Origin of the sequence: Curtobacterium sp. ME26 (genome assembly GCF_903970945.1) — a bacterium.
Taxonomy (GTDB): Bacteria; Actinomycetota; Actinomycetes; order Actinomycetales; family Microbacteriaceae; genus Curtobacterium; species Curtobacterium citri.
In genome coordinates, this window is the sequence record NZ_CAJCKG010000014.1 from 23314 (window position 1) to 41116 (window position 17803).

At 69.7% G+C, this 17803-nt stretch carries 16 protein-coding genes; 13 read left to right on the forward strand and 3 right to left on the reverse strand.

The annotated features are described in order from the left end of the window. Positions 1-50 precede the first annotated feature (50 nt). Positions 51-626 carry a DUF3043 domain-containing protein gene (locus tag H7A69_RS07670; RefSeq protein ID WP_069711151.1) on the reverse strand — a complete coding sequence of 192 codons (576 nt, stop codon included), beginning with the start codon at positions 624-626 and terminating at the stop codon, positions 51-53. Between the two features lie 51 nt (positions 627-677). On the opposite strand from H7A69_RS07670, the gene H7A69_RS07675 reads away from it, so the two are divergent. The 6 genes from H7A69_RS07675 to H7A69_RS07700 all read left to right on the forward strand — a co-directional run bounded on the left by H7A69_RS07675 (position 678) and on the right by H7A69_RS07700 (position 7629). Continuing rightward, complete coding sequence (locus H7A69_RS07675) at positions 678-2141, forward strand: dipeptidase (protein ID WP_182046521.1); 1464 nt, start codon at positions 678-680, stop codon at positions 2139-2141. 183 nt (positions 2142-2324) lie between these two features. Next, positions 2325-2699, forward strand: coding sequence for a HesB/IscA family protein (locus tag H7A69_RS07680; protein ID WP_069711149.1), 375 nt, complete (start codon positions 2325-2327; stop codon positions 2697-2699). 292 nt (positions 2700-2991) lie between these two features. Then, on the forward strand, positions 2992-3894 hold the full coding sequence (gene coxB, locus H7A69_RS07685) for a cytochrome c oxidase subunit II (protein WP_182046522.1): 903 nt from the start codon (positions 2992-2994) through the stop codon (positions 3892-3894). Between the two features lie 11 nt (positions 3895-3905). After that, positions 3906-5642: a cytochrome c oxidase subunit I gene (ctaD, locus tag H7A69_RS07690; RefSeq protein WP_069711147.1), complete on the forward strand. Its 1737-nt coding sequence runs from the start codon at positions 3906-3908 to the stop codon at positions 5640-5642. 4 nt (positions 5643-5646) lie between these two features. Then, entirely contained in the window at positions 5647-6063 is a 417-nt protein-coding gene (locus tag H7A69_RS07695) for a cytochrome c oxidase subunit 4 (RefSeq protein ID WP_182046523.1), read from the forward strand. 192 nt (positions 6064-6255) lie between these two features. Beyond that, the gene (locus tag H7A69_RS07700; RefSeq protein ID WP_182046524.1) at positions 6256-7629 is read left to right on the forward strand and encodes a glucose-6-phosphate dehydrogenase; all 1374 of its coding nucleotides are present in this window, start codon (positions 6256-6258) and stop codon (positions 7627-7629) included. Between the two features lie 91 nt (positions 7630-7720). Here H7A69_RS07700 and H7A69_RS07705 read toward each other — a convergent pair whose 3' ends face one another. Together H7A69_RS07705 and H7A69_RS07710 are read right to left on the reverse strand one after the other, a co-directional pair. Next, complete coding sequence (locus tag H7A69_RS07705) at positions 7721-9607, reverse strand: glycoside hydrolase family 15 protein (RefSeq protein ID WP_182046525.1); 1887 nt, start codon at positions 9605-9607, stop codon at positions 7721-7723. Positions 9608-9724: 117 nt separating this feature from the next. Then, the gene (locus H7A69_RS07710; RefSeq protein WP_182046526.1) at positions 9725-10789 is read right to left on the reverse strand and encodes an App1 family protein; all 1065 of its coding nucleotides are present in this window, start codon (positions 10787-10789) and stop codon (positions 9725-9727) included. 150 nt (positions 10790-10939) lie between these two features. On the opposite strand from H7A69_RS07710, the gene H7A69_RS07715 reads away from it, so the two are divergent. The 7 genes from H7A69_RS07715 to cydB all read left to right on the forward strand — a co-directional run bounded on the left by H7A69_RS07715 (position 10940) and on the right by cydB (position 17794). Further along, the gene (locus H7A69_RS07715) at positions 10940-11587 is read left to right on the forward strand and encodes a TetR/AcrR family transcriptional regulator (RefSeq protein WP_182046527.1); all 648 of its coding nucleotides are present in this window, start codon (positions 10940-10942) and stop codon (positions 11585-11587) included. Between the two features lie 228 nt (positions 11588-11815). Beyond that, positions 11816-12724: an ABC transporter ATP-binding protein gene (locus H7A69_RS07720; RefSeq protein ID WP_069711141.1), complete on the forward strand. Its 909-nt coding sequence runs from the start codon at positions 11816-11818 to the stop codon at positions 12722-12724. After that, a complete protein-coding gene (locus tag H7A69_RS07725; RefSeq protein WP_069711140.1) occupies positions 12721-13437 on the forward strand; it encodes an ABC transporter permease in 717 nt (238 codons plus the stop codon). Before H7A69_RS07720 ends, H7A69_RS07725 begins: the two co-directional genes overlap by 4 nt. Then, entirely contained in the window at positions 13434-14162 is a 729-nt protein-coding gene (locus H7A69_RS07730; RefSeq protein ID WP_069711139.1) for an ABC transporter permease, read from the forward strand. The genes H7A69_RS07725 and H7A69_RS07730 overlap by 4 nt, the downstream gene beginning before the upstream one ends. After that, on the forward strand, positions 14159-15079 hold the full coding sequence (locus H7A69_RS07735) for an ABC transporter substrate-binding protein (protein ID WP_182046528.1): 921 nt from the start codon (positions 14159-14161) through the stop codon (positions 15077-15079). Before H7A69_RS07730 ends, H7A69_RS07735 begins: the two co-directional genes overlap by 4 nt. Positions 15080-15377: 298 nt before the next feature. Next, a complete protein-coding gene (locus H7A69_RS07740) occupies positions 15378-16790 on the forward strand; it encodes a cytochrome ubiquinol oxidase subunit I (protein WP_182046529.1) in 1413 nt (470 codons plus the stop codon). Further along, a complete protein-coding gene (gene cydB / locus H7A69_RS07745; protein ID WP_182046530.1) occupies positions 16790-17794 on the forward strand; it encodes a cytochrome d ubiquinol oxidase subunit II in 1005 nt (334 codons plus the stop codon). Before H7A69_RS07740 ends, cydB begins: the two co-directional genes overlap by 1 nt. Positions 17795-17803 lie beyond the last annotated feature (9 nt).

Below are 17803 nucleotides of genomic sequence, written 5' to 3' on the forward strand. Positions count from 1 at the left end.
AACGACGGAGCGCCGCCCGGCTCAGCCGGACGGCGCTCGACGGGACCGCGCTAGAGGGTCGGGTACTGCCCGCGACGCACCTGCGGCTTCGGCAGGCGCAGGAAGCGCAGCTGCCACGCCCGCGTCAGGATGTAGAGGAACGTCCCGCGCTGCATCTCTCCGAAGCGTGCGGTGAGCTTCTTGCGGAGCGACAGCCAGAGGACGATGCAGTCGAGCACGAACAGCGCCACGAACGCCCACACGAGCAGGAGCGAGTACGACGCCAGCGCGGTCCGCGCGGCGGCGAACCCGACGACGAGGAACAGCACGAGGACGGGCATCATGACCTCGCCGACGTTCCAGCGGGCGTCGATCCAGTCGCGCACGAACCTCCGCTGCTCGCCGCGGTCCTTCGCGGGGAGGTAGCGCTCCTCGCCGTTCGCCATGCCGACGCGGGCCTTCTCGCGCTCGGAGTTGAGTCGCGCCCGCGCCGCCTTCTTGTCCTCCGGGCTGTTGCCGACGAGGGGACGACGGTTGGCGGCCTCGCGCTCGCGACGGGACGGCGTCGGGCGACCCTTGCCGGACCCGAGGAGTTCTTCCTCCGGCGGGTTGACGGTCGTGTTGGTCTTGGGGGCTGCCTTCGCCACGGTGCGTTCCTGACTGCGGTTGCGTGCTGGATCTCCTCTAGATTACGGGACATGACCGACACCGACCAGCACAGCTCCGCGACCGACCCCGCACTCCTCGACGCCCTGCGCGAACACGTGCACGGGGCCCTGCCGACCACCGTCGCGGACCTCTCCGCGCTGGTCCGGCTGCCGTCGGTGTCGTGGTCGGCGTTCGACCCGGCCAACGTCCGGGCGAGCGCCGAGGCCGTCGCGGACCTCGCCCGCTCCACCGGGGTCTTCGCCGACGACGCGGTCCGGATCGTCCGCTCCGCGGTCGAGGGGGAGACCCCGACCGGTGCCGACGGGTCGGTCGACGAGCACGCCGGGGTCGAGCTCGGCCAGCCCGCCGTCCTCGCGGTCCGACCGGCCCGCAACGGTCGGCCCACGGTGATGCTCTACGCGCACCACGACGTGCAGCCGCAGGGCGACGACGCCCTCTGGGAGACGCCGCCGTTCGAACCGACCCTGCGCGGCGACCGCCTGTACGGCCGGGGTGCCTCGGACGACAAGGCGGGCGTCATGACGCACGTCGCGTCGCTCCGCGCGCTGCACGCGCAGTTCGGCGACGACCTCGACCTCGGTGTGGTGCTCTTCGTGGAGGGCGAGGAGGAGTTCGGGTCGCGCTCGTTCCGCACCTTCCTCCGCGAGCAGAAGGAGCACCTGTCCGCCGACGTCATCGTCGTGGCGGACAGCGACAACTGGTCGGTCGACGTGCCCTCGATCACGGTGTCGCTCCGCGGCAACGTCACCTTCCGGCTGACCCTCACCACGCTCGAGCACGCGAGCCACAGCGGCATGTTCGGCGGGGCGGCCCCGGACGCGATGATCCCGATGGCGCGCCTGCTCGCCTCGCTCCACGACGACGCCGGCTCTGTCGCGGTCGAGGGCCTCACGGCGTACGAGGCGGACGTCCCGGAGCGCAGCGACGCCGAGCTCGCCGCCGACGCCGCCCTCGTCGAGGGGGTCCGCCCCGTCGGCACCGGCCCGGTCCTGTCGCGCATGTGGTTCCAGCCGTCCATCACCGTCACCGGCATGGACGTCCCGAGCGTGGCGAACGCCTCGAACACGCTGCTGCCGACGGTCTCCGCCCGCGTGTCCGTCCGGATCGCGCCCGGCCAGGCGGCGACGGACGCGTACGCCGCGGTCGAGCGGCACCTGCGCGCCCACGTCCCCTTCGGCGCGCGGCTCGAGATCACCGAGGTCGACACCGGTGACGGCTTCCTCGTCGACACCGCGGGCTGGGCCGTGCAGGAGGCCCGCACCGCCATGCACGAGGGCTGGGGCAACGCCGCGGTCGAGCAGGGCATCGGCGGGTCGATCCCGTTCGTGTCCGACCTGGCGGCGGAGTTCCCGGAGGCGCAGATCCTGGTGACCGGCGTCGAGGACCCCGACACCCGCGCGCACAGCCCGAACGAGTCGCAGCACCTCGGCGTGCTGCACCGGGCCATCACGTCCGAGACGATCCTGCTGGCGCGGCTCGCGACGCGCGCCTGAGGCGCGACCTCCGGGTCCCATCCGGGGGAGACGAGACGGACTGGAGGCCCGTGGCGACGCCGCCACGGGCCTCCAGTCCGTCTCCCGGGACGACCTGTGGACGGATGCGCCGCCCTGTCGGCTCCCGTGCTTACAATCGACCCCAGGCGCGGTGACCGACACCGCCCGGAGGGAGACGCGCGGATGAGCGACACCATCATCGACAACGCACCGGCGACGGACGCACGCGCACACGGCGTCGGGCTCAGCGACGCGGCGGCGGCGAAGGTGGCGAGCCTGCTCGAGCAGGAGGGCCGCGACGACCTCCGTCTGCGCCTGGCCGTCCAGCCCGGTGGCTGCTCGGGCCTGATCTACCAGCTCTACTTCGACGAGCGCCTGCTCGACGGTGACGCCACGGTCGAGTTCGGCAGCGGGGTTGAGGTCGTCGTCGACAAGATGAGCGTCCCGTACCTCGACGGTGCGACGGTCGACTTCGAGGACACGATCCAGAAGCAGGGCTTCACCATCGACAACCCCAACGCGCAGGGCAGCTGCGCCTGCGGCGACAGCTTCCACTGAGGCTCCGGCGGACCACTGTCCGCCGACCGAACCGACACGCGAGCGGGGAGCGACCGATCTGGTCGCTCCCCGCTCGTCGTCCGCGGAGGCGTGCACGTGCGGCAGGACCGGGGGAAAACCGCCCGGGTAGCTGTCGTTCCGGGGCTCGGAGCGTGTCGGGCGTGCGCGAGCTGTCGCCGGCTGCGAGTAAGCTAGGAGTGTTCCAACCAAGCTGGGAGCGAGCAATGCGTGGCCTCCGTGCTGACAGCACCTCCACCACCGGCTCCCGTGCCATGTACTCCGAGAGGTAACAGTGCGTTCGAATCGCCGTATACGTTGGGCGGCCGTCCCGGTGGCCGTCGGTCTGGTCATCGCACTGGCCGGCTGCACGCAGCAGCAGATGAACGGGTGGCTCCCGGGCACCGAGGAGACCAAGGACGTCACGAACCACACGAGTCGCGTCGTCGGCCTGTGGACGACGAGCTGGATCGTGCTCCTCGCCGTCGGCCTCATCGTGTGGGGCCTGATCATCTGGGCCGCGATCGTCTACCGCCGTCGCAAGGGCCAGACCGGCCTGCCGGTGCAGATGCGCTACAACATGCCGCTCGAGATCTTCTACACGATCGTGCCGCTCATCCTGGTGCTCGGCTTCTTCGCCTTCACCGCGAAGGACCAGTCGGCGATCGAGAAGCCGTTCGACGACCCCGACGCGACGATCCACGTGTACGGCAAGCGCTGGGCGTGGGACTTCAACTACATCGACAAGGACAACCCGCAGGACAGCGTCTACTACCAGGGCATCCAGGCCCAGGAAGAGGAGAACGGGTCCGGCGCGATCGACGAGTCGCAGCTGCCGACGCTCTACCTGCCGGTCGGCAAGAAGGTCGAGATCGAGCTCTCCTCGCGCGACGTCGACCACTCCTTCTGGGTCATCGACTTCCTCTACAAGAAGGACATGCTCCCGGGCAAGACCAACTACGAGTACTTCATCCCGCAGAAGGAGGGCACGTACCAGGGCAAGTGTGCCGAGCTCTGCGGTGAGTACCACTCCCTGATGCTCTTCCAGGTCAAGGTCGTGTCCGACTCCGAGTACCAGCAGTACCTCGACACCCTGCGCGAGCAGGGCAAGGTCGGTCTGCTCGGCAACGAGTACGACACCAACACGAACGAACCGAACAACCAGGCGCCGGTCGAGGCGTCGAGCGAGAACAAGTAGGGGCTCGTCAGATGACAACGTCACTCGTCGGCCAGCCGACCAGGCCCTCGACGCCGGACTTCCAGGCGTCGAAGGTCGGGCGGAAGGGCAACATCATCGTCCGGTGGATCACCTCCACCGACCACAAGACCATCGGGTACATGTACCTGATCGCCTCGTTCGTCTTCTTCCTGCTCGCCGGCATCATGGCGCTGGTCATCCGTGCCCAGCTCTTCGAGCCCGGCCTGCAGGTGGTCGCGACGAAGGAGCAGTACAACCAGCTCTTCACGATGCACGGCACGATCATGCTGCTGATGTTCGCGACGCCGCTCTTCTCGGGCTTCGCGAACGCGATCATGCCGCTCCAGATCGGTGCGCCGGACGTCGCCTTCCCGCGTCTGAACGGGTTCGCCTTCTGGCTCTACCTCTTCGGCTCGCTCATCGCCGTCGGCGGCTTCCTCACCCCGCAGGGTGCGGCGTCGTTCGGCTGGTTCGCCTACGCGCCACTGAGTGACACGACGTTCACGCCGGGTCTCGGTGGGACGCTCTGGGTGTTCGGCCTCGGCATGACCGGCTTCTCGACGATCCTCGGCGCGGTGAACTTCATCACGACGATCATCACGATGCGTGCCCCGGGCATGACCATGTTCCGCATGTCGATCTTCACGTGGAACACGCTCGTGACGTCGCTGCTCGTCCTGATGGCCTTCCCGGTCCTCGCCGCCGCGCTGTTCGGCCTCGGCCTCGACCGCGTGTTCGACGCCCAGATCTACAACCCGGCCAACGGCGGTGCCCTGCTCTGGCAGCACCTGTTCTGGTTCTTCGGTCACCCCGAGGTGTACATCATCGCGCTGCCGTTCTTCGGCATCGTGTCCGAGGTCTTCCCGGTGTTCAGCCGCAAGCCGATCTTCGGCTACAAGACGCTCGTCTACGCGACCATCTCCATCGCGGCCCTGTCGGTCACGGTGTGGGCGCACCACATGTACGTCACCGGTGGCGTCCTGCTCCCGTGGTTCTCGCTCATGACGATGCTCATCGCGGTCCCGACCGGCGTGAAGATCTTCAACTGGGTCGGCACGATGTGGCGTGGCTCGGTCACGTTCGAGACCCCGCTGCTCTGGGCCGTCGGCTTCCTCATCACGTTCACCTTCGGTGGTCTCACCGGCGTGATCCTGGCGTCGCCGCCGCTCGACTTCCACGTGTCCGACTCGTACTTCGTCGTCGCGCACTTCCACTACGTGGTCTTCGGCACCGTCGTGTTCGCGATGTTCTCCGGCTTCTACTTCTGGTGGCCGAAGTGGACGGGCCGCATGCTCAACGAGCGCCTCGGCAAGATCCACTTCTGGCTCCTGTTCATCGGCTTCCACACGACGTTCCTCATCCAGCACTGGCTGGGCGTCATCGGCATGCCGCGTCGCTACGCGACGTACCTGCCGAACGACGGCTTCACGTGGATGAACCAGCTGTCGACGATCGGCTCGATGATCCTCGCGATCTCGTTCCTGCCGTTCATCTTCAACGTCTACGTGACCGCACGGAACGCGCCGAAGGTCGCCGTGAACGACCCGTGGGGCTACGGCCGCTCGCTCGAGTGGGCGACCAGCTGCCCGCCGCCGCGCCACAACTTCACGTCGATCCCGCGGATCCGTTCCGAGTCCCCGGCGTTCGACCTGAACCACCCCGAGGCCGGTGTGCCGATCGGTGTGGGTCCGGCGAAGGACGCCCCGGACGCCCCGACCTACGACGCCGCGAAGGGCGAGGTGAAGTAACGCCATGCGCGCCAACACCAACCTGTTCTGGATCCTGTTCGTCTTCTTCGTCCTCGCGGATGCGGCGTACACCATCTGGGCGCTCATCTACTACGGGCGGCCCGAGTGGGTCGGCACCGTGGCGATCGGCCTCACCGGGATCATGTCGGCGTTCATCGCCTTCTACCTCGGCAAGGTCATGTCCTCGCAGGGCGGCGTGCTGCCCGAGGACCGTCCGGACGCCAACATCGAGGACGGCGACGCCGAGCTCGGGCACTTCAGCCCGTGGTCGTGGTGGCCGATCCTGCTCGCGGGCTCGACGGCAGTGTGCTTCCTCGGTCTCGCGGCCGGTCTCTGGATCGTCCCGATCGGGCTGGCGCTCGTGACCGTGACGCTCGTGGGATGGGTCTACGAGTACTACCGCGGCAACTTCGGGCACTGATCCCGATCCCCACCTGACACCTCGGGCGGCACCACATCCGGTGCCGCCCGATGTGTGTCCGGGACCCGTACCCCACCACGGACCGAGCTCTCGGCGCCGAGCGGGTACGCCGGACCTCGCAGGGAATCAACCGGCCCGCCCGCGGCTTGACCCGTGCGGACCTCGTAACGACAGCGAAAGGACTCACCTCCGGTGACCGACAAGCGCACCCTCATCATCTTCGGCGCGACGGGCGACCTCGCCTCCCGCCTCCTGCTCCCGGGCCTCGGCACGTTCCTGCAGAGCGGTCGAGCGGTCCCCGTCCAGCTGATCGGTACGGGCCGCAGCGCCCGCAGCGAGGAGCAGTGGAAGGACGTCGTGACGAAGTCCTTCGCGTCGCAGGACGTCAAGGGCCCGGAGGTCGACGCGACCATCGAGTCGACGCAGTTCATCCAGGGCGACCCGACCGACCCCGCGCACCTGAAGGCGCTGCTCGACGCCGCCGAGGCCGAGCCGATCCTCTACTTCGCGCTCCCGCCGCAGATCGCCTCCGACATCTGCGAGGCACTGCAGGACGTCGAGCTGCCCGAGGGCACGACCCTGGCGTTCGAGAAGCCGTTCGGCACCGACGTCGCGAGCGCCCAGGCCCTCAACAAGACCGTCCTCGAGCTCGTCCCCGAGGAGCGCGTCCACCGCACCGACCACTTCCTCGGTCGCACCACGGTCCTGAACATCATCGGCCTGCGGTTCGCGAACCGCCTGTTCGAGCCGATCTGGAACGCCGACAACATCGAGAAGGTCGACATCTTCTACGACGAGACCCTCGGTCTCGAGAACCGCGCCCAGTACTACGACGAGGCCGGCGCGATGGTCGACATGATCCAGTCGCACCTGCTGCAGATCCTCGGCATCGTCACGATGGACGCCCCGGCGGACATCGACGCGGTCGAGTTCCGCTCCTCGCTCGCCCGGGTGCTCCGGTCCACCGAGCTCAAGGGCGGCGACCCGAAGGTCGCCTCGCGCCGTGCGGTCTACACGGCCGGCACCATCGACGGCAAGGAGCTGCCGTCGTACCAGGACGAGGACGGCGTCGACAAGTCGCGCGAGACCGAGACGCTCGCCGAGATCTCCGTCGAGGTCGACACCGCGCGCTGGAAGGGCGTCCCCTTCACGCTCCGCTCCGGCAAGGCGCTCGGCGCCAGCCGCAAGGAGGTGCTCATCACCTTCAAGCCCGTGACGCGCCTGCCCTCCGGCCTGTCCGGTCGCCCGAAGGCGGACACCCTCCGGATCGTCCTCAACCCGGACGAGATCGAGCTGTCGGTCTCCGCGAACGGCGGCGGCAACCCCTTCGAGATGGGCCAGGTCACCCTGTCGTCGACCTTCGACGACGGTGAACTCACCCCGTACGGCGAGGTCCTGAACGGCATCTTCCACGACGACCCGCTGCTGTCGATCCGCGGCGACGTCGCTGAGCGCTGCTGGGAGATCGTCGAGCCGGTCGTGAACGCCTGGAAGTCGGGCGAGGTCCCGCTCGAGGAGTACCGCGCGGGCTCGCGCGGCCCGGCGGACTGGGAGTCGTCGTCCTGACGGACGTCCCCAGCTGACGGACGCCCCCACATGGCGGACGGGAGGCGCGGTGCCGGCTGGCACCGCGCCTCCCGTCCGTCTGCGGGCCCCGTCAGGACGCGGAGCCGGCGCGCGTCCCCCTGCCGGTCGAGGACCGGGTCCCGCCGTCGTGCACGGCCAGTCGCGTCCGGTGCCCGGACGCCGTACCGCGAGCCCGGGCGATGGCGTCCGCCGCGGACACGAGGGTCAGGTGCGACAGCACCTGCGGCGTGTTGCCGATGTGGTGCCCGGTGGCGACGTCGATCTCCTCGGACAGCATGCCGACGTCGTTGGCGTAGCCGACGAGCACGTCCATCAGCCGCTCGGCGTCGTCGACGCGTCCCGACGCCGCGTACTGCTCGACCAACCAGAACGAGCACGCCAGGAACGGGTGCTCGCTGCCGGACAGCCCGTCGAAGCCCGACGTCGTCCGGTAGCGCAGCACGAGGCCGTGCTCCCCGACGCGCAGGTCCTGCTCGATGGCGGCGACGGTGCCGGTCATGCGCGGGTCGTCGGCGCGCACGAAGCCGATCTGCGGCAGCACGAGCAGGCTCGCGTCCACCTCGTCGGTGTCGTAGTGCTGGCGGTAGCTGCCCCGTTCGGCGTTCCAGCCGTGCTCCTCGATCTCGGCACGCACCTGGTCGCGGAGGGTCCGCCAGCGGTCCACCGGCCCCTCGAGGCCGAACTCCTCGACGGCTGCGACGCCGCGGTCCAGCGCCGCCCAGATCATCGCCCGTGAGTGCGTGAAGTGCCGTCGCGGGCCGCGCATCTCCCAGATCCCGTTGTCGGGCTGCTGCCAGTGCTCCTCGACGTAGCCGAGCAGCGCACGCTGCAGCGCCCACGAGTCCGCGTTCTCCTCGACGCCGAGCTCGCGGGCGTCGTGCAGCGCGGCCAGGACCTCGCCGAACACGTCCCCCTGGTACTGGGTAGACGCACCGTTGCCGACGCGCACGGGCCGCGACCCGAGGTACCCGGGCAGCTCGTCGATCGAGCGTTCCGGGAGCTCCCGTTCGCCGGCGATGCCGTACATGATCTGCACGTCGGCGGGATCGCCGGCGATCGCGCGGAGCAGCCAGCCGCGCCAGTGGGTCGCCTCGTCGCGGTAGCCGTGCGCGATCAGGGAGGCCAGGGCGAGGGAGGCGTCGCGGAGCCAGACGTAGCGGTAGTCCCAGTTGCGCTCCCCGCCGGGGTCCTCCGGGAGGCTCGTGGTCGCGGCCGCCACGACGCCGCCGGTCTCGCCGTGGGTCATCGCACGCAGGATCAGCAGGGAGCGTCGGCTCGCCTCCGCGTACGGGCCCTCGGTGTGCGCGGTCGCCATCCAGTCGCGCCACCACCGCTCGGTGTGCTCGAGCGCCGCGTCGACGTCGAGCGGCTCCGGCGGCTCCCGGTGCGACGGGTACCAGGTGAGCACCGTGTCGACGACGTCGCCGTCGTGCACGGTCACGGTGCTCGTGTGGCGGTGGTCGTCGGCGTGGAAGCGGACCCCGCGCACGATCACGGAGCCCGGTCCTGCGGTCGCCAGCAGGGCCGGGTCGTCGTCGCCGCCGATCTGGCGGACCCAGGGGAGCGCGCGGGCGTAGTCGAAGCGGATGCGCAGCGTCTGCTCGATCTCGACCGTGCCCTGCAGACCCCGGACGCGCCGGATGATCGCGGCGCGGTGTGCACCGACGGGCATGAGGTCGGTGACCTCGACGGTGCCGGTCGGCGTCGTCCACACGGTGGCGAGCACGAGGGTGTCCGGGTGGTGGCGTCGGGTGCTCGTGGCGGCCGGGTCGGTGGGACGGAGCGACCAGTGTCCGTGGTCCTCGGTGCCGAGCAGCGAGGCGAACGTGGACGGGCTGTCGAACCGGGGCAGGCACGCCCAGTCGATCGTGCCGTCCCGTCCGACCAGGGCGGCGGTGTCGGTGTCGCCGATGAGGGCGTGGTCCTCGATGCGGTTCGGCGGGGTTCCGGTGCTCATGCGCCGATCCAACCACCGGGTCGCCGGGCGACGGTCGGCGCTGAAGGTCTGCTCAGCGGTCGTCGGGGGTCGCCCCCGAGCGGTCGCCCGGCACGGCGGAGGAGGAGTCGGCCCCGGTCAGAGCGGGGTCGCGGGGTCGGCGTCGGCGAGACCGACCCGGGCGAGCTCCGACCACAGGCCTGCACCGTCCGGGGCGTAGACCCAGGGGGCCGACGTGTCGCGGGTCCGTTCCTGTGCGCGCGAGCGACCACCGGCCAGGACCGCCTCGCTCGTGGACAGCTGGCGGATCGCGACGCCGGCGACGTTCTCGGGGTGCTCCTGCGCGAACACACCGTAGAGGGCCTCGTCGTGCTGTCCGTCGTCGCCGACGAGCAGCCACTGGACGTCGGGGAAGTCCTCGGCGAGGCGCCGCAGGTTCTCCTGCTTGTGGAGCTGCCCGCTCCGGAAGAAGCGGTCGTGGGTGGGACCCCAGTCGGTGAGCAGCAGGGTGCCGGACGGGTACATGTTGCGGGTCAGGAACCGCTGCAGGGTCGGCGCCACGTTCCAGGCGCCGGTCGACAGGTACACGGTCGGCGCACCGGGGTGCTGCGCGAGGACGCGCTCGTAGAGCACCGACATCCCCGGCACCGGACGCCGTGCGTGCTCGGTGAGCACGAAGGAGTTCCAGGCGGCCAGCATCGGACGGGGGAGCGAGGTCACCATGACGGTGTCGTCGATGTCGGAGAGCAGTCCGAAGCGCGTCGACGGGTCCACGATGAACACGTCGGCCTCCACGTCCCGCATCCCACCGGCCGAAAGGCGCACGGTCTGCCACCCCGGTTCGAGGTCGATCGGGATCTTCACGTCGACCACGCCGCCGCGGTCGGACTGCACCACGTGGGTCGTGCCGCCGGCGGTCACGGTCACCTCGGCGTCGTCGACCGCGACGCTCGTGAAGCTCCGCCAGCCGCGGACGCCGGCGAAGGAGACGTCCGACGCCAGGCCGCGGCGGGTGAGCAGGACGCGGCAGAGCACGCGGATCCAGCCCGGAGCGCCGTACCCGGTGTACGGCACGACCGTCGGGACGAGCCCGTGCCGACGTGCGCGGTGCTCCCGGAACTCCTGCACGGCGTCCTCGATGCGGGCGGCTCGGTGGAGGATCGGTGCGGCCAGCGACGGCTCGTGGGGCGTCGGGGCGGGCATGGCCCCATCCTTCCACGAGGCGGCTCGGGAGGGCGGATCCCGGTGCGCTCGGCCTGTGAGTCGCAGCCACGACCCAGCCGGTCTCTGCGAGAGTTGCCTCCGTCACTTCCCACATGACCGCGCTCCGGACGGAGTGCAAGAGGAGAACACGTGCTCGTCACCGAGGTATCGAACGCACTGCCGGGGGGATCATCACTGCTCAGGAACGAGCCGGTCCAAGCCCGCAGTTCGGCGCGCCTCGCGGGACTCCTGGACGCCGCCGCCGCGGTGATCGACGAGATCGGGTTCGAGCGACTGACCACGGCCATGGTGGCCGAGCGCGCGGGGGCGTCGATCGGCACGGTCTACCGGTACTTCCCGGACCGCATCGCCGTCGTCGAGGCGCTCGCCATCAGGAGCACCCAGCGGCTCGCCGAGCGCTTCCTGTCGGCACTCGACGAGAGCGAGGCGGGCTCCTGGCAGGAGGCCTGCGACGCGCTCATCGACGCGACCGTCGAGATGTACCGGACCGAGCCCGGCTTCCGGGCCATCCGCTTCGGGGACGCTGCCGACACCGGTTCCCGTGACGCCGAGGACCGCATGGCCGCGCTGGGGGCGGCCGTGTCGCAGGTCCTGCACGACCGGTTCGGGTTCCCGGGCGGGGAACGGGTGGCGCGCACCTGGGTCGTGCTCGCCGAGTCCGCGCACGCCGTCATCGCCCGTGCGATGCGCGACCGGTCCGCACCCGACACCGCGCTCATCGAGGAGTACCGCACGATGAGCCGCGCACACCTCGAAGCGGTGGTCGCCGCCTCCTGACGCCGCGGGGACGGACCGAACCGTCGCCGGGACACCACGACGCCCGCGCTCCGCTCCCGGAGCGCGGGCGTCGTGCGCTGTGCGGCGTCCCTCGGAGCGCTCGCTGGGCGCGTCCACGGCTTGTCCGTTGTCCGCGTTCCGTCATGGTGGGTCGCAACGGAACCGTCGGCGGACCACACGGGTACGCTCATCCGGAGTCGGGCTACCTCCGAACAGAAGGGCACCCACATGATCGAGTTCCGCTCGGTGCGCAAGACGTACCCGGACGGCACCAACGCGGTCGACGACTTCAGCCTCGTCATCCCCTCGCGGACCACCACGGTCTTCGTCGGGTCGAGCGGCTGCGGCAAGACCACCCTGCTCCGCATGATCAACCGGATGGTCGACCCGTCGGCCGGTACGGTGTCGATCGACGGAGAGGACGTCGCCGGTGTCGACCCCGTCCAGCTCCGTCGCCGGATCGGCTACGTGATGCAGAACGCCGGTCTGCTCCCGCACCGGAGGGTCGTGGACAACATCGCCACGGTGCCGCTGCTGACGGGGGTGTCGAAGGGCGAGGCCCGCGCGCGGGCCCTCGAGCTCATGGACACCGTCGGGCTGGACCGGGCCTTCGCGGACCGGTACCCGTCGCAGCTCTCCGGCGGCCAGCAGCAGCGTGTCGGCGTGGCCCGCGGCCTCGCGGTCGACCCGAACGTGCTCCTCATGGACGAGCCCTTCGGTGCGGTCGACCCGCTCGTGCGCACCGACCTGCAGGACGAGCTCATCCGGCTGCAGCGCGAACTCGGCAAGACCGTGGTGTTCGTCACGCACGACATCGACGAGGCGTTCAAGCTCGGCGACCAGGTCGTCATCCTCAAGAAGGGCGGCGAGATCGCCCAGCTCGGCACGCCCGCCGAGATCCTGGCCGCGCCGGCGGACGACTTCGTCGCGAACTTCATCGGCGCCGGTCGCGGCCGTCGTGCCCTGCGGGTCGAGCAGACCCCGACCGGGCCGATCGTCGTCGACGGGGACGGCCGAGCCGCCGGTGTGCTCACCGGCCCCGTCGGTGTCGTCGACGCCGCTGCCGCTGTCCGCTCCGAGGCCGAGGCGCCCACCGGCGCCCCGGGTGCTGCGGCGCAGGGTGGGAGTCCGCGGTGAAGTGGGTGCTGTCCAACCTCGACACGATCGGGGAGGACACGGCCTCGCACCTCGCGATCGCGATCCCGCCGATCATCATCGCCTTCCTGCTGTCGATCCCGATCGGGTGGCTCGTCGTCCGGCTGCAGCGGCCCGGCGGCTCCCGCTTCGCGGCCGGCCTCGGCAGCGGCATCGTGACGTTCGCGGGACTGCTCTACGCGATCCCGTCGCTCGCCCTGTTCGTCGCGCTGCCGAGCATCATCGGCACGAGCCTGCAGAGCCCGGTCAACGTCATCATCAGCCTGACGATCTACGGCCTGGCGCTCATGGTCCGGTCGACGGTGGACGGGCTGACCTCGGTGGACGCCGGCACCAAGGCCGCGTCGACGGCGATGGGCTACTCGGGCGTGCAGCGGTTCTTCCGCGTCGAGCTCCCGCTGGCCGGGCCGGTCCTCCTCGCGGGGCTCCGCGTGGTCGCGGTCTCCACCATCTCGCTGACGACCGTCGGCGCGGTGCTCGGGATCCAGAGCCTCGGGTCGCTGTTCACGGACGGTCTCGCCCGCGGCATCTTCGAGGAGATCATCTCCGGCATCGTCATGGTGCTCGTGCTCGCCTTCGCCCTCGACGGTCTGCTCGTCCTGCTCGGTCGGGTCGTCATGCCGTGGACGCGACGCGCGCCACGGAGCCGACGGGCCGCACGTCGCGTGCTCCAGCGTGCGGAGGTGGTCTCGTGATCATCGGTCAGGCCTTCGGCTGGGTGTTCGACCCGGCGAACTACACCGGCTTCAACGCGATCCCGGCCCGGCTCTGGGAGCACGTGTGGATCACGCTCCTCGCGGTGGTCATCGCCTCGGTCATCGCGATCCCGATCGGGTACGCGATCGGGCACACCGGTCGGGCCCGCGGCCTCGCGATCGCGCTGTCCGGCGGCATCCGCGCCCTGCCGACCCTCGGCGTGCTGTCGCTCTTCGGGCTCATGCTCGGCATCGGCCTCCAGGCGCCGTTGCTCGCCCTCGTGATCCTCGCCGTCCCGTCCGTGCTCGCCGGTGCCTACGCGGGCATCGAGTCGGTCGACCCCGTCACGGTCGACGCCGCGAAGGCGCAGGGGATGACCGGCTGGCAGGTGCTCTGGAAGGTGGAGATCCCGCTCGGGCTCCCGCTGCTCATCGGTGGCGTGCGCGCCGCCGTCCTGCAGGTCGTCGCGACCGCCACGCTCGCCGCGTACGTCGGCGCCGGTGGCCTCGGCGGCTACTTCTTCCTCGGCCTCAAGACCCAGGACTACGCCGAGATGCTCGGCGCCTCCATCCTCGTGATCGCACTCGCGATCGCGTTCGAGATCGTGTTCGCCGCGCTGCAGCGGGCGGCGGTGCCGAAGGGCACCGCCGACCCGTCCGCGCGGCAGCGCCAGGGATCGCGCGAGCGAGCCCGCAATCCCATCCCGGAAGGAAACCCATCGTGATCACAGCACGGATCCGCGTCGCCCTCGCCGCCGCAACGGCACTCGGCGTCGCAGCAGCCCTCACCGGCTGCGCCTCGAGCGACCCGCTCAGCAGCGGCTCGAGCGCCTCCTCGGACTCGAAGACCATCGTCATCGGCTCGCAGCAGTACTACTCGAACGAGATCATCGCCGAGCTCTACGCGCAGGTCCTCGAGAAGGACGGCTTCACCGTCGAGCGCAACTTCAACATCGGGCAGCGCGAGGTCTACATCCCGCAGCTCGAGAAGGGCGCGATCGACGTCATGCCGGAGTACAGCGGCAACCTGCTGCAGTACTTCGACAAGTCGTCGACGGCCAAGACCGCCGACCAGATCGACGAGGGCCTCGAGAAGGCGCTGCCGAAGGGCCTGCGCGTCCTCGACGAGGCCGACGCCACGGACCAGGACAGCTACACCGTGACGAAGCAGTTCTCCGAGGAGAACGACGTCACGAGCCTGGCCGACCTGAAGAACGTCAAGGAGAAGCTCACCGTCGGTGCGAACTCCGAGTTCCAGACCCGCCCGTACGGCCCGGACGGTCTGAAGTCGGTCTACGGCGTCGACGTCGACTTCAAGGCGGTCGAGGACTCCGGCGGCGCGCTGACCGTCAAGGCGCTCAAGGACGGCACCGTCCAGCTCGCCGACATCTACAGCGCGGACCCGAGCATCAAGGCGAACGACTTCGTCTCGCTGAAGGACCCGGAGAACCTCATCCTCCCGCAGAACGTCATCCCGGTCGTGTCCGACAAGGTCGACGAGAAGGCCGCCGACGCCATCGACGGGGTGAACGAGAAGCTGACCACGGAGAAGCTCATCGAGCTCAACCAGAAGAGCGTCACCGACAAGGAGAAGGCGTCGGAGATCGCGAAGGACTTCCTCACCGAGGAGGGTCTGCTCTGACCCGGCGCCCCGCGCGCTGAACGCCAGACGACAGACAACAGACGATAGGTGTCGGGCTTCGGCCCGGCACCTGTCGTCGTTCTGCGGGGTGGGTCCGCAGCACCGATGTTCCGCACGGTTGTGCCGATCACAGCCGCTGCACGTTCGTGCAGAGACGGCCTCTACAACTTGTCGAGCCAGGTGTCCGGCCGGTAGCGTGGAGGTGTCCCGACGGCGTGACGAACCTGAAGTCCCACCTCCCGTAGGAAGCAACCAACGTGCACGAACAGCGCGCGGCGACCCGGCTCGGACACGCCGCATGAACGACCTCCTCGATCCGCTCGTCCTGTCGCGGTGGCAGTTCGGGCTCACGACGATCTACCACTTCCTCTTCGTCCCGCTCACGATCGGCATGGCCCTCGTCGTGGCGGTCTTCCAGTCGGCGTGGGTGCGGACCGGTCGGGCGCACTACCTGCAGCTGACGCGCTTCTTCGGCCGGATCTTCCTCATCAACTTCGCGATGGGCGTCGTCACCGGGATCGTGCAGGAGTTCCAGTTCGGCATGAACTGGTCGAACTACTCGCGCTTCGTCGGTGACGTCTTCGGTGCTCCGCTCGCGCTCGAGGGCATCCTCGCGTTCTTCTTCGAGGCCGCGTTCATCGGCATCTGGATCTTCGGGTGGGACCGGCTGCCGCGGGCCCTGCACCTCGCGAGCATCTGGTGCGTGAGTGTCGGCACCATGATGTCGGCGTACTTCATCCTGGCGGCCAACGCCTTCATGCAGCACCCCGTCGGCTTCGCGATCAACGAGGCCAAGGGCCGCGCCGAGCTCACCGACATCTGGGCCGTCCTGACGAACAAGGTCGCCCTCGCCGCGTTCCCGCACACCCTGTTCGGCGCGTTCATGGTGGCCGCCTCGGTCATCGTCGCGGTCGCCGCGTGGCACCTGGCCCGCAACCAGAACCTCGAGACGATGATGCCGGCGCTGAAGTTCGGCATGTGGACGATGCCCGCCTCCGGGGCACTGACCGTGCTCTCCGGCGACCAGCTCGGCCTGACGATGGTCGACACCCAGCCGATGAAGATGGCTGCGGCCGAGGCGCTCTACAACACGTCGACGGGCAAGGACGCCTCGTTCTCGGTCTTCACGCTCGGGACCCCGGACGGCGTGCACGAGCTGTTCTCGATCCGCATCCCGTACCTGCTCTCGTTCCTGTCGACGCACACCTTCACCGGCACGGTCGAGGGCATCAACGACCTGCAGGCGCAGTACACGCAGGTGTACGGCCCGGGTGACTACAAGCCGATCATCTGGGTGACCTACTGGTCGTTCCGCTGGATGATCGCCCTGGGCGTCGGTGCGGTCCTCGTCTCGCTGGCCGGGCTCTGGCTCACCCGGAAGGGCCGCTTCCCGACGCAGCGCTGGGTGTGGCGTGTGGCCACCTGGTCCGTCCCGCTGCCGATGGCCGCGATGATCATGGGCTGGGTCTTCACCGAGATGGGTCGCCAGCCGTGGCTGGTCTTCGGCCTGCTCCGCACCGCGGACGGCGTCTCGCCGAACGTCACCGGGGTCGAGGTCCTCATCTCGCTGGTCGTGTTCACGCTCATCTACGGCGCGCTGGCGGTCGTGGAGTTCGGGCTCATCAAGAAGGTCGCGCAGGAGGGCCCCGCCGCTCCTGCGGAGGTCGACGAGGTCACCGGCGAGGTCGAGCACGAAGTGACGGTGTACTAGTGGATCTCCCCGTTGTCTGGTTCGCGATCGTCGGACTCTTCTTCGTCGGGTACTTCGTCCTCGACGGGTTCGACTTCGGCGTCGGCATGTCCCTGCCGTTCCTCGGCAGGGACGACACCGACCGCCGGGTCCTCATCAACACCATCGGCCCGGTCTGGGACCTCAACGAGACCTGGGTCATCGTCGCCGGCGCGCTCCTCTTCGCGGCGTTCCCGGAGTGGTACGCCACGATGTTCTCCGGCTTCTACCTGGCCCTGCTGCTCATCCTCGCGGCGCTCATCGCCCGCGGGGTGTCGTTCGAGTACCGCCACCAGCGGAAGCACCCGGAGTGGAAGCGCCGCTTCGACCTGATGATCGTCGTCGGCAGCGCGGTGCCGTCCTTCCTCTGGGGCGTCGCGTTCGGCAACGTCGTCCGGGGCATCCCGATGGACGCCGGGCACGACTTCACCGGGACGGTGTTCGACCTGCTCAACCCCTTCGCCCTGCTGACCGGGCTCACGACCCTGCTCGTGTTCTTCACGCACGGCGTGGTCTTCGTGGCGCTCAAGACCGAGGGCGAGATCCGCGAGCGTGCCAAGCGGCTCGCGACCCGGGCGGGCGTGCTGACGATCGTCGTCGCTGCCGCCTTCCTCGTGTCGATGGCGTTCGTCCGCGCGACCCCGGCCAGCCTCGTGCTCTCGGTCGTCGCCGCGCTCGCGCTCGTCCTCGCCGTGCTCTGCAACGCCTGGGGCCGGGAGGGCCGCGCCTTCACCCTGATGGCCGTCACGATCGCCGCGGTGGTCGTGGCGATGTTCACGGCGATCTTCCCGGACGTCATGCCCGCGTCGAACGACCCGGCGAACAGCCTGACCGTCGCCAACGCCTCGAGCAGCGACTACACGCTGACGGTGATGAGCTGGGTGGCCCTGGTGTTCCTCCCGCTCGTGTTCGCCTACCAGGCGTGGACCTACTGGGTGTTCCGCAAGCGTGTGTCGCGGGCGCAGATCGCCCGGGCCGCGCACTAGGGCCCGGCG

What these genes read in the sequence shown, in the direction of transcription:
- H7A69_RS07720 (WP_069711141.1), top strand. Translation starts at nt 11,816, where the DNA reads ATGATCGAGTTCCGCTCGGTGCGCAAGACGTACCCGGACGGCACCAAC.
- H7A69_RS07675 (WP_182046521.1), top strand. Translation starts at nt 678, where the DNA reads ATGACCGACACCGACCAGCACAGCTCCGCGACCGACCCCGCACTCCTC.
- H7A69_RS07695 (WP_182046523.1), top strand. Translation starts at nt 5,647, where the DNA reads ATGCGCGCCAACACCAACCTGTTCTGGATCCTGTTCGTCTTCTTCGTC.
- H7A69_RS07680 (WP_069711149.1), top strand. Translation starts at nt 2,325, where the DNA reads ATGAGCGACACCATCATCGACAACGCACCGGCGACGGACGCACGCGCA.
- H7A69_RS07705 (WP_182046525.1), bottom strand. Translation starts at nt 9,607, where the DNA reads ATGAGCACCGGAACCCCGCCGAACCGCATCGAGGACCACGCCCTCATC.
- ctaD (WP_069711147.1), top strand. Translation starts at nt 3,906, where the DNA reads ATGACAACGTCACTCGTCGGCCAGCCGACCAGGCCCTCGACGCCGGAC.
- H7A69_RS07710 (WP_182046526.1), bottom strand. Translation starts at nt 10,789, where the DNA reads ATGCCCGCCCCGACGCCCCACGAGCCGTCGCTGGCCGCACCGATCCTC.
- H7A69_RS07740 (WP_182046529.1), top strand. Translation starts at nt 15,378, where the DNA reads ATGAACGACCTCCTCGATCCGCTCGTCCTGTCGCGGTGGCAGTTCGGG.